We start from the raw sequence: 11,693 nt of genomic DNA, 5'->3' as shown, positions 1-11,693 counted from the left end.
ACCGGCTTTTCTTCATCGTCCGTCTCCTGATCGACGGACCCTAGCTGCAGAACGAGGGCAGGCCAGGGGGCAAGGTCACCGGGGATGTCACCAATCCGGCCAATTGCATCGTGGATCGTACGAGCTTCGCTCTGGCCTTAGGCTAGAGCCGTGCCCGTTCACGTAGCAACGCACAAGTCGGTTTCGTAGCCGGCGGCGGCGCGGGCGTTGCGGCACTCGTCTGCCGCGAAGCGAGCAAAAGCCAGTCGGATGGCGTGCCACAGGTCGGAGACCGTGCGGGCAGCTGCCGTTCGCAACAGAGCCTTCGGCTTGGCAAAGATCTGCTCGATGTGATTGAAGTCCGGGCTGTAGGGCGGGAGGTAGAACAGCCTCGCTCCGGCGGCCTCGATGGTCTCGCGCACACCCGCGACCTTGTGAGCCTGCAGGTTGTCGAGGATGACGGTGTCGCCGGGCCCGAGCACGGGCACGAGCGTGTCGGTGACGTAGGCTCGGAAGCGTGTGCCGTTGGTGGCTCTGTCGAACAGGGCAGTGGCACACAGGCCATCGCTGCGCAGGGCGGCGGTAATGGTGGTGGTCTTGTCGTGCCCGTGCGGAACGGCGAGGCGGCATAGCGCTCGTAGTCTTTGACGAGCCGGCGGAAGCGAGTGGCCCAGGCGAAGGAGCGCTCCACGACCCAGCGCCGGGGCAGCAGCACGTCCTGCGACAGGCTCAGGATGAGGGCCGCCTTTGGCTTCGGGCAACTTCACGACCTCCAGTTCGATGCCGTGCTTGCGCGCGGCTGTGGCTGGTTTCTCTCCGGTGTAGCCCTGATCGACGAAGGCGATTTTCACGCAGTCGTCGGTGGCCGCCTGCACGGCCTTGGCGAGATGTGCGACCTGGGCGCGGTCATCGGCGTTGGTGGGCGTGACGTGCAGGGCCAGACGTGCAGGGCCAGGAAATGGCCGAGCGCGTCCACCGCCATATGCAGCTTCGAGCCCTGCTTGCGCTTGGCCCCGTCGTAACCGGCCCGCTCACCGCTCTCGGGCGTCGCCCGCAGCGTTCGGCTGTCGAGGATGGCCGCCGACGGCTCGGCCTCGGATCCGGCTGCCAAGCCCAACACGGCGTGAAGGTCCTCGGCTCGTCGCTCGAAGCGGCCCGCCGACAGCCATCGCTGCGCCTGCTGGTAGACCGCCGCCCACGGCGGCAGGACGTGGGGCATCCAGCGCCACGGTGCGCCCGCCTTCACCACATAGCGCAGCCCATTGAACACCTCCCGCAACGGGTGCGCACCCTGGCCCGCATCCTCACGCACCAGCGTCAGATACGGGGCGACCAGCGCGCATTCGTCATCGGACACATCAGACGGGTAGACTTTCCGGGACTGGCTCATGACCTATCATCTGAGCCCCCAGCCAGCACGTCCATAACAGACTCTAGGGTGCTGGCGGCTCACTACCGCATCAATACGAAGAAGGTGGTGACCTAAAGGAAGCGCTCTTCGCAGGTCCAAGGTGTTGTCAGTCGAGGACGAGGTGGAGATCTTCGTCTTTTACAGGCGCGCACACCCTGCCGGCACTCGGCGCCTGCCTCTACGCGTATCACGCAACGATCTGGTACCTGTCGTGGTCATCCAAGACCGGCTTCGGCATAGCATGGATGGACGTGCCCTTCCGGATTTACATACAGCCTGCGCGACCGACTGGCGGGATCTACCACCTGGATCGATGGGCGCTGATATTATCTATAGATTTGATGATTGTCGTCTCGAAATTGATGGATCTTCACTGCCGATTTCATATTCTATATCTCATTACCCAGGCGGACAACACCAGCAACTTCCTGGCTCTGGCCTTCGGTGTGCTGTTCGTGGTGCTGTTGATCGGCGGCTCGGTCTGGATCATGGCCAACATGAACCACAACATGATGCACAGCCCGGCACCGGCGCACGCTCACCATTGACGGGACGTCGAACGACTCGTCCCCCCGAACCGGGCCTCCGCTCGATGATTGCAGGAGCAAGCTGTCTGGCGCAAAACTGGCCTCGGGCCTACCCGATCCGGCTCAAGCCGGAAGACTGGACGGGCGGGGAAACGGCGTGGCTGCTGGATGTGATCGCGCCGTCGCAACGTGTGGCGACGGCGGTTCTGAAGAACTTCCGATAGGTGGTGCAGGACCGTCCGGTGCGGGTGCACCCGGTTGTGGCGCAGTTGGTCGATTTGGCGTCGCTCGAAGCTGAGCCGTTATTTGATCAAACGTGACAGAATCACCTGAATTGTTTGGCCGAAGGGACGATTCGATGACATGGGGCCTCGTCAATCAAACAAATTTTGGCCAATGATTCTTACAGGGCAGCTTTATTCATTGGAAAGATAATATTAGAAAAATTTTCAATGGCACTATGGGAGGCGAACATACAGAGGCCTATGAAAGTTCGTTCTCTGAATATTTTATTGATGTTATCAATAAATTTATTGATGATCCGGAGAAAATCGCTGAAAAGGAGTACCCTACCGATTTCTATGTTATGAGTTTGCAGAAAAAATTTGGATCATTATTAGAGCTGGAAAATCGAATTATAGCAGTTGATACCGACTTGAAGACTCTTATCGAGCGTCTTGAGCCAAATACGCATCGGTTCTGGCCAATAAACATCTACCTAAAAACCGGAAACAAAACTGAAAAGGATTATTTTGGATTTGCAATTTCTCACTTCATCGACAGCTTCAAGCCGAAAAAAAGTTCTGGATTTTACACAAAAACAAACGGCAGATCATATTTTGCTGAAGATAATACAATGAAAGTATACAAAAATCTCTGTATTGACAGCAGTGTCGTAGGTGGCAGAAGTATCTGGAGGGAGAAAAAACTGAGTTCTCCGCGAATATTAATCTCTGACCAGCTTTGCAACGAAATAAAAAGGCAAAATTTAAAAATATTCAAACACTATAAGATGGACTCGATATGATTATATCGTCAAATGATACAACGAGCGCTTACGCTGGTCGGCCTGCCGCGATACCAGCACCTGGCCGTGTCGGATCTGCTGCCCCCGTGATCGAACCGTTGACGCGGGACGGGATCGCCCTGGCGCGCACGGGCGGCGAGGGGCGCCTGGAGGAAACGGCCGGGATCGCCATCTGGGCGAGCGTGTCCGGCGCGGTCGATGCCAAGATCCGCGAGCAGATTCAGGCCCGGGTGTTCCCGATCCGGCTGAAGCCGGAAGACTGGACGAGCGGGGAAACGGCGTGGCTGCTGGATGTGATCGCGCCGTCGCCGTGGGTGGCGACGGCGGTTCTGAAGAACTTTCGACAAGTGGTGCAGTGCCATCCGGTGCGGGTGCATCCGGTTGTGGCGCAGTTGGTTGATCCGTAATATTAAATAACAATGATATTAATGGGGCCAAATAATTGTAAAATTTCATTGTTACTATAGATTTGCTAAGTTGTAAAGCAGCCTTGGATAATATTGAAAGAGCTGGAGCATCGCATGAATGCAAAGGTATACTTCACGAACGTGGCAAAATCTTCAGAAGTTGGTTCGAAAGTAGGGCTTTGTTATAAGTATATGGATAGCGATTGGATCGATATGCGTAATAATCAGTGAGAAAGATCTGATTTTGTTAAACAATATGCATCTGGAAATACGCTGGATCGGAGCGCATTCCCGGAGAAGGCGGCATTAATTAAAAAAAAGTGGTTCGATCAAATTGGTGATATATTTTTGATTAGTGGGTTTATTGCGGTAAAACATGATTTAGCTAATATTATGTTTCATTCAAACCTAGGGAATGGGAGTTTGATAAAATTCCCGATTCTAGATTCCGATTTGCAGACTGAGACTTCACATGACTATTACTTTGTTAATTTAGGTTGCAAGAAAAACACATTCGTTTCAAATTTGAGTAAAAATGTAGAAATTGTAGTTTATAATGAGGATACACAAAAAGAAATTTGGTTTGTTGAAAACTGGGCAGCTGATGGGGATGTTGCCTTACTTGCTGAATCACTCGATGAGTTCGACATTTGGGTTGAAGAAAAAATCTATTCCACATTGTTCGTAAGTGACCGACTTGTTTCCCGTATAAAACTAAGCGGAATTAGAGACGTATTTATGTTAAAGGAGTGTAGGATTATCGAATGATTTGTGAATGTGATATGATTTAATAAAACAACTTTCATATGGTAGCAGCGTACTGAGACGTGTGCAATTCTCATTAGTTAGGTGCTCAAGATTGCCTGCTGAAATAAATATTGATTTTTAAAACTGCCGAAACATAGATGTTCGGTCGGTTGTGTTTGCAAGGATCGGTGCAACGGAATTTGATCACGTTCGCGAGATGGTGCTCAGGGTTGGGAAAAACAGCACATTACTCTAAAATGGGTGCAGTACGATGACTCTTGTGGTGGAGTAAGTACTCAAAATTTCCTAGATGATTTAAGATCTTGCCCGAATATATTCATCGTTTATTAGTGCCGTATTGCTTTCTGATAGTTGACAAGTGTATCAATATAGTCAAATCGACAGCGTTTCGGCCTTGCAGCTTATACGCTGCGACAAGTGGAAGATGAATTTTCATAGATTCATATCTGTGAACGGTTTGGAATTCATGAAGCCGAGCCCCGCAAAGTAATCCGCGTCAACTCGGACGGGCGGCCGAGCCGGAGTGCGAAGCCCGGCCAGAGCCCGGTGCCGTTGTTGACATAGAGCAGCATCGCCCCAATCCGGTACGCACCCGAGACGAAACCGGCATTGCCGCGGGCCACGAGCCGGTCGAGTCCGCGGATCATGCCGCCATGGGTGTGACCCGACAATTGCAGTCCCACCCCGTGTGCGGCCGCGCGAGCGGCGTTGGCCGGTTGGTGATCCAGCAGCACGATCGGTGCACCGGCGGGCGCGCCGGCCAGGGCGGCGGCGAGGTCGGGGCCGGCATGGCCCGTGGCGGGCGCCGAGCGATCGGTCACGCCCGCCAGTACGAGCGCGTCGCCGCCGCGCCTCAGAACCGTGTGGGCATTGGGGAGCATGCGGATCCCGAGCCCGGCGAGATGGCGCATCCAGCCGTCGAAATCGAAAAAGTGCTCATGGTTGCCCGGCACGGCCCACACGCCGTCCCGCGCCCGCAAGGCGCGCAGCGGCGCGACGTCGTTCCGCCGGGCCGCGAGCGATCCGTCGATGAAGTCGCCCGTCACCACGATCAGGTCGGCCCCGAGATCGTTGGCGCGGGCGACGACGGCCTGCGTCCACGCCGCCGGGAACAGGCGGCTGATGTGCAGGTCCGAGAGATGCAGGATCGTGTAGCCGTCGAAGCCGGGGGGCAGGTTCGGGAGGGCCGCCGTGACGTCCTTCGTCGGCGGCACCCGCACGGCCTGCGACACGGCCACCGCCGCCAGCGCCACGGCCACGAGGAGGGCGGCGATGCGCCAGGCAAGGGGGACCGCGAAACCGGTTCCGGGCAGGACCGCGCCGACCAGCGCCGCGGCATCGAGGGCGAGGAGCATGGGTAAGGCCAATGCGAGGGCGCCGAAGGCGAGGTTGAACAGGATCACCACCGGGCGCGGGAATTCCGGCGCGAAGACCGATCCGGAGGAGAGGCGGCTCCACAGGTGATACTGGGAGGCGGCGAGCAGGAGGGCGGTCAGGCCGAGCTTGAGCGCGAGCGGCCAGGGACTCGGCCACACCACCCGCGCGACGACGTAGAGGGCGGGCAGGCTGGGGATCAGGCGGATCATGCGCCCCTACATGGCGAGCGGAACCCCGCGCTTAAAGCTTGGCGCGGATTGAGGCACGGGGCCGGCCTCGCGTCCGCGGGGAAAGCCTGTCGAGGCAGGATGGCTGCACTCAGCGTTCGGGATCGGCGGGTGCCGCCGCGACGCGATGCGACGGCGGGAGCCCGGTTCGGCCCCATGCGCTGTTCCATGGCTCGCGACGCCGCCCGGCATGTTCCGAGGCCCTGCGAGGGATTTGTGGTTTTTGTGGCATAAGCCTTGCTGATCGGGGTCGGACATGACCGTGCGGACCGCGCCGCCCTCGATGGGAAGCGTCGCCCGCGATCGAGACCCTTCGACAGGCGAGACCCCGATGCCAGAGACCGCGCGACACGAGACCGAAGCCTTCGCCGAAACCGGAGAGGCTCTCGCCGCGCGCCTCGTCGAGATGACGGTCGAGGATGTCCGGCGGGCGCTCGACGGGGGTACGGTGACCGCCGAGGCGCTGGCCCGCGCCTTCCTGGACCGGATCGACCGCTACAATCCGCGCTACAACGCGCTCATCGTGATGAATCCGCAGGCGATCGCGGAGGCCCGCGCCATCGACGCCCGACGGGCGGCGGGCGAGACCCTGGGTCCGCTCGCCGGCGTGCCGGTGGTCATCAAGGACACCATGGACATGGCCGGGCTGCCGAGCACCGGCGGCTGGCACTTCCTCTGCGCGGCCTCCGGCGGCGTCGACCTGATCCCGGCCACCGATGCCCCCGTGACGGCGCGGATGCGCGAGGCCGGCTGCGTCATCCTCGGCAAGACCAACGTGCCGGTGCTGAGCCATACCGGCAGCCACGCCAACGACAGCTGGGCCGGCCCCACCCTCAACCCGGCCGCCCCCGACCGCATCCCGGGAGGGTCCAGCGCCGGCACCGCGACGGCCGTCGCCGCGAGCCTCGCGGTCCTCGGGCTCGCCGAGGAGACCGGCGGCTCGATCCAGAATCCGGCTTCGGCGCAGGGCTTGGTCGGCATCAAGCCGAGCTTCGGCCTCGTGCCCAATGCGGGCGTGATGCCGCTCGCGGGCTCGACCCGCGACGTGGTCGGCCCGATCGCCCGCTGCGTGCGGGACGCCGCGCTCACCCTCGACGCGCTCGCCGGCTACAGCGCCGCCGATCCCAAGACGGTCGCGGGCATCGGCAAGCGCCCGGCGGGCGGATACACCGCCGGCCTGACCGCCGATGCCCTGGCGGGCAAGCGCCTCGGCCTGTACGGGCCCGGCTGGCGGGATCTGCCGCTCTCGCAGGAGGCCGCCGCCCTCTACGGCCGGGCGCAGGACGAACTGACGGCCGCCGGCGCGACCCTGGTGCCCGACCCCTTCGCCGATACGGGCTTCTCCGCGCTGGCCGAGCCGACGCCGGGGCTCGTCTATTTCGACGCCCGCGGCTTCGAATCCGCGCCGTTCGACCTCCAGCTCTATCTCGAGCGGATGGGGCCCGACGTCGCCCTCAGGAGCTTCGCGGCCCTGGCCGAGGCGACGCGGGGCGAGGACGCCTTCGCGCCCGGCGGCGTGCTGCACCCGATCACGAATCTGCGCCAGCTCGCTCCCTGCCTCGCCGATCCGGCGCGTCCGCCGGACCTCTCGGACTTCCTCGCCGCCCGCGAGGCCTATCTCGCGTTGTTCGACCGGGTGATGGACGCGCACGGGCTCGATGCCCTGGTCTTCCCGCAGATGCGGGCCGAGCTGCCGCCGCTCCACGGGCCGGGGACGCTGCTGGAGACCACGGTCTGCGAGATCAACATCGCGGGTCTCCCCGGCGTGACGCTGCCGGCGGGGGCCTATGCCTCCGGTTCGCCGTTCAACCTCATCTTCGTCGGCCGGATGTGGAGCGAGGGTGACCTCCTCGCCTGCGCCTACGCCTACGAGCAGGCGACGCATCACCGCCGCGCCCCCACCCTCGACGCCTGAGCGGCGCGCCCGATGCCCGCGACCCGTCTCGCCCCGCTTCCGCGTCCTTCGGCGGCATCCTGCCTTGTGAATGCGCAAAGATCGCGCGCGACCGAACGACGGCCGCGCCGCTATCCTGGCCCCGAACGCGGAAAGGGCCGGGATGCTGACCGATCATCGCCACGAGGAGATTCTCTCGCAACTCGCCCAGACCGGGCGGGTCGGCGTGACCAGCATCGCGGCGGCTCTGGCGGTCTCCGACGAGACGATCCGGCGCGACCTGAAGATGCTGGAGGAGCGCGGCCTCCTGCGGCGCATCCACGGCGGCGCGGTGCTGCCGCGGCTCGATCAGGAGCGCCCGCTCGTGGAACGCAGCCAACTCAACAGTCGCGAGAAGGGACGCGTCGCCGCGATCGCCGAGGGGCTGGTGGAGGACGGCATGTCGATCTTCGTCGACACCGGCACCACGACGCTGGCCTTCGCCCGGCGCCTGACCACCCGCAAGCTCACCGTGACCACGAACTCCCTGGATATTGCCCTGCTGCTCGCCGACAGCCCGGCGCGGATCAACCTGACGCCCGGCACCCTCCGGCCGAAGGACAATGCCCTCGTCGGCTACGACACCGTCGACTACGCCCGGCGCCACTTCTTCGATCTCGCGGTGATGGGGATCGCCGCCTGCGATCTCGCGCAGGGGTGGATGGACTACGAGGAGCACGAATCCGTCCTGCGCCGGGCCCTGCGCGGGCAGAGCCGGCGGGCGGTGCTGCTCGCCGATTCCCGGAAGTTCGGGCGCCAGGCGAATCTCCAGACCTTCGACCTCGCCACGCCCCTCACCCTGGTGACCGACCGGCCGCCGCCCGAGCCCTTCGCGGATCGGTTCGCCCGGCATGACACCGACATCATCTGCACCTGATGCGGGCATCCACGCGCTGCTCGCGGCCTTCTCGGCCTGCGGGGCGACCGGCAGCGGCGGCATCACCCGGCTCGCTGCGAGCCCCGAGGACGGGCAGGCCCGCGATCTCCTGAGGGACTGCCTTCGGCGCCTGGACGCCGAGATCCGGGTCGATCGGGTCGGCAACCAGTTCGGGCTGCTGCGGCTCACGCGGGATCCGGACGCCCCGCTGGTCATGCTGGGCTCCCATCTCGACAGCCAGGCGCGGTCCGGCCGCCTCGACGGCACCTATGGCGTCGCGGCGGCCATCCTCGCCGCCGAGGCGCTGGCGCGGGAGGCGGCCGCGGGACAGCCCTTCTCGGCCAATCTCTGCGTCGTGAACTGGACCGGGGAGGAAGGCGCGCGCTACCGCCCGAGTCTGCTGGGCAGCGGCGTCTATGCCGGGCGCCGCGACGCACAGGCCGTGCTGGCCCTCCGGGACGAGACGGGCCTGACCCTCGGGCAGGCCCTCTCGGCCATCCGCTATGCCGGCACCGACACCCCGCCGCCGATGCCGGCCTGCTATCTCGAACTCCATGTCGAGCAGGGGCGCGTGCTGGAGGAGGCCGGCGCGGTGATCGGCGCCGTGACCCGCAACTGGGGGGCGGCCAAGCTCGATGCGGTGTTCGTTGGCGCGCAGGCCCATACCGGTCCGGCTCCGATGGCGGACCGCCGCGACGCCCTGCTCGGGGCGGCCTACGCCATCGCCGACCTTCGCGCTCTCGCCGACCGATTTCCGGGACGGCTGCACAGCTCGGTCGGGCGCATCCAGGTCGCGCCGAACTCCGCCAACGTCGTTCCGGCCCGGGTCGAGATCGCGGCGGAGCTGCGATCGGCCGACGACGCGGTGCTCGCCGAGGCGACGGCCCTCGCCGAGGCCGCCTTCGCGGCGGCGGCCGAGCGGGCCGGCGTCGCGGTGTCGATCCCGGCACGGGAGTTGCGGGGCATCCGTGCCCTTCCGGCGGCGGTGAGCGACCTCGTCGTCGCCTGCGCCGAGGCGGAGGGTCTGTCCTGCCGGCGCCTCGACACCGTGGCGGGCCACGATGCCTTGAGCCTGCTCGACCGCTGCCCGACGGGGCTGATCTTCGTGCCGAGCCTCGGCGGCATCGCCCACAACGAGGCCGAGGCGACGGCGCCGCACGACCTGGAGGCGGGGGTCGCGGTGCTCACGCGCGCCGCCCGCCGCCTGTGCCGGGCCGCCGGGTCGCCGGACCGCGCGCTCCGGGGAGAATTCGCATGATCGCCATCGGCTGCGCGTCGAACCCGTTCGAGAGCCGCATCGAGGCGGCCATTGCCGGCATTCCCGGCTGGGGCGCCCGCCCCGGCCGCTACGCGCTCGCCGCCGCCCCGGTCGCCTCGCCCACCCATCGCGCGGTCGCCGCCGATTGTGTGCGCGTCGAGATCGAGGGGAGGGGGGCCGCCTTCCTCAAGCTCCGCCACGACGACATGGCCGGCGACGTGCTGCCCTGGGCCGAGGCGGCGGCGATGCGGGCCGCCGCCTGCGGCGTCGGACCGGCGGTGATCGCCGGCGGCGCGGGCGTCCTGGCGCTCGACTGGCTGCCCGAACCGTGGCGCTACGCCCGCGTCGGCGATCTCCAGCCCCATGCGGTCACGGCCCGCGTGCTCGATGCCAAGGCATCGCTGCATGAATCGGGACCGTTCGGCCACGCCGTCTCGCCCTTCGACCGCGTGGCGGCCTTGGGCGGCGAGGCGCGTCGCGCCGGGGCGCCGTTGCCGAGCGACCTCGACCGGCTTCTGGCCGCGTCCGATCTCGCGCGCGGGGCGATCACGGCGGCGGGTTTTGATCCTGTCTTCTGCCACAACGACGGCATCGCCTCGAACGTGATGCTCGACGGCGCGGGCGGCGTGCAACTCGTCGATTTCGATCTCGCCGGCGACAACGATCCCTGGTTCGACATCGGCGCATTGCTGAACGAGGTCTACGAGTTCGACGGGGATCGCCGCGTCCTGATCGAGCATTGCGCGGGCAGCTGCCGCGAGGCCCTGTTCGCGCGCACCCGGCTCTACGGCTTCGTCGACGATCTGATGTGGGGTTTGTGGGGAATCACCCGCGCCATCACCTCGACGCGACCGGGCATCGAATTCTTCAAATACGGGCAGTGGCGGCTGCTGCGCGCCCGCACCACCCTGGCGCAGCGGGATTTCGAGACATGGCTGCGCGCAGTCTGAGGGAGCGGCCATGACTTGGATCGAGCACGGGGCGGGACGCAGCCCGTCGGAACGCGCCGTCGAGGCGGTGCTCGCCCGCTTTCCCGATTGGCGGGAGCGGCGGCTGCGCTACCGCCCGGTGACGGGGGGGATCAGCAACACCAACTGGCGCGTCTCGACCGGCGAGGCCCAAGACTACTTCGTCAAGGTGCCGGGCCGCGGCACCGAGATGTTCATCTCCCGCGATCACGCCAACGAGGCGAGCCGCCGGGCGCATTCCTGCGGCTTCGGCCCCGCCGTGCACGGCTACCTGCCGGAGGACGGCGTCGAGATCTTCGCCTTCGTCGACGGATACCGGGCTTCGACCAATCTCGACTTCCTCGATCCCGCCATCCGCCGCAACGCCGTGTGGGCGTTGCGCGCCTTCAACGACGCCGCGCCGCTGAGCCTGACCAAGACCGTGTTCGACATGATCGAGGAGCACGTCGCGCAGGTTGCGGAGGTCGGCGGCCGGGTGCCGCCGGACTTCGCCTTCCTGATGCGCGGCTTCGCCGAGGCCAAGGCGGCGCTGACGGCGGCCGGCCTCGACCTCGTGCCCTGCATGAACGACACCCTCGCGGGCAACTTCATGATCGGCCCCGGGGGCCACATCATGCTGGTCGATTTCGAATACGCCTCGAACAACGAGCGCGCCTACGAGATCGCCCTGTGGTTCACCGAGATGGCGTTCCCCGAGACGGTCGAGCGGGAGATGATCGAGGCCTATTTCGGCCGGCTCGATCCGGCGATGGAAGCGCGCATCAACGTGCTGAAGGCGCTGGCCGATTTGAAATGGGCCACCTGGGCGATGATCCAGGAGGCGGTCTCGACGCTCGATTTCGACTTCTACAAGTACGGCACCTGGAAGCACATGCGCGCCCGCACCCAGTTCCACCATTCGGATTGGGCGCGCTGGCTGCGGCGGCTGTGAGCG

Annotated in this window: 10 protein-coding genes and 2 pseudogenes; 9 read left to right on the top strand and 3 right to left on the bottom strand. The window is 64.3% G+C overall.

The genetic code is table 11. The annotated features are described in order from the left end of the window. Positions 1 to 158 precede the first annotated feature (158 nt). Positions 159 to 608, bottom strand: a pseudogene (locus OWC43_RS03535) (IS630 family transposase); the annotation flags it as partial. Beyond that, positions 599 to 1,369 (bottom strand): annotated as a pseudogene (locus tag OWC43_RS03530) (IS5 family transposase); the annotation flags it as partial. The pseudogenes OWC43_RS03530 and OWC43_RS03535, both read right to left, overlap by 10 nt. Before the next feature lie 266 nt (positions 1,370 to 1,635). On the opposite strand from OWC43_RS03530, the gene OWC43_RS03525 reads away from it, so the two are divergent. The 4 genes from OWC43_RS03525 to OWC43_RS03510 all read left to right on the top strand — a co-directional run bounded on the left by OWC43_RS03525 (position 1,636) and on the right by OWC43_RS03510 (position 4,119). Then, the gene (locus OWC43_RS03525) at positions 1,636 to 1,938 is read left to right on the top strand and encodes a hypothetical protein (RefSeq protein WP_393955731.1); all 303 of its coding nucleotides are present in this window, start codon (positions 1,636 to 1,638) and stop codon (positions 1,936 to 1,938) included. A 439-nt stretch (positions 1,939 to 2,377) separates the two neighbouring features. Beyond that, on the top strand, positions 2,378 to 2,944 hold the full coding sequence (locus OWC43_RS03520; RefSeq protein ID WP_393955730.1) for an imm11 family protein: 567 nt from the start codon (positions 2,378 to 2,380) through the stop codon (positions 2,942 to 2,944). A gap of 86 nt (positions 2,945 to 3,030) precedes the next feature. Continuing rightward, positions 3,031 to 3,351, top strand: coding sequence for a toxin-activating lysine-acyltransferase (locus OWC43_RS03515; protein WP_393955729.1), 321 nt, complete (start codon positions 3,031 to 3,033; stop codon positions 3,349 to 3,351). A 348-nt stretch (positions 3,352 to 3,699) separates the two neighbouring features. Next, entirely contained in the window at positions 3,700 to 4,119 is a 420-nt protein-coding gene (locus tag OWC43_RS03510; protein WP_393955728.1) for a hypothetical protein, read from the top strand. Positions 4,120 to 4,583: 464 nt separating this feature from the next. Here the strand turns inward: OWC43_RS03510 and OWC43_RS03505 are convergent, their stop codons facing one another. After that, on the bottom strand, positions 4,584 to 5,705 hold the full coding sequence (locus tag OWC43_RS03505) for a metallophosphoesterase (RefSeq protein WP_393955727.1): 1,122 nt from the start codon (positions 5,703 to 5,705) through the stop codon (positions 4,584 to 4,586). A 349-nt stretch (positions 5,706 to 6,054) separates the two neighbouring features. Between OWC43_RS03505 and OWC43_RS03500 the strand changes: the two genes are divergently transcribed. From OWC43_RS03500 to OWC43_RS03480, 5 genes are all read left to right on the top strand, one after another. Next, positions 6,055 to 7,638 (top strand): amidase, encoded by a 1,584-nt coding sequence (locus OWC43_RS03500; protein WP_393955726.1) that lies wholly within the window; start codon positions 6,055 to 6,057, stop codon positions 7,636 to 7,638. 142 nt (positions 7,639 to 7,780) lie between these two features. After that, entirely contained in the window at positions 7,781 to 8,533 is a 753-nt protein-coding gene (locus tag OWC43_RS03495; RefSeq protein WP_137831347.1) for a DeoR/GlpR family DNA-binding transcription regulator, read from the top strand. Then, on the top strand, positions 8,508 to 9,791 hold the full coding sequence (locus OWC43_RS03490; protein WP_393955725.1) for a Zn-dependent hydrolase: 1,284 nt from the start codon (positions 8,508 to 8,510) through the stop codon (positions 9,789 to 9,791). Before OWC43_RS03495 ends, OWC43_RS03490 begins: the two co-directional genes overlap by 26 nt. Further along, a complete protein-coding gene (locus tag OWC43_RS03485; RefSeq protein WP_393955724.1) occupies positions 9,788 to 10,741 on the top strand; it encodes a phosphotransferase family protein in 954 nt (317 codons plus the stop codon). The genes OWC43_RS03490 and OWC43_RS03485 overlap by 4 nt, the downstream gene beginning before the upstream one ends. A 10-nt stretch (positions 10,742 to 10,751) precedes the next feature. Next, positions 10,752 to 11,690, top strand: a complete 939-nt coding sequence (locus tag OWC43_RS03480; protein WP_393955723.1) for a phosphotransferase — start codon at positions 10,752 to 10,754, stop codon at positions 11,688 to 11,690. Positions 11,691 to 11,693: the final 3 nt, after the last annotated feature.

The sequence above is a fragment of the Methylorubrum sp. POS3 genome, from assembly GCF_043352485.1.
Taxonomy (GTDB): domain Bacteria; phylum Pseudomonadota; class Alphaproteobacteria; order Rhizobiales; family Beijerinckiaceae; genus Methylobacterium; species Methylobacterium suomiense.
The sequence above is the reverse complement of the archived record's forward strand: the minus strand, read 5'-3'. Positions and strand labels throughout refer to the sequence as shown.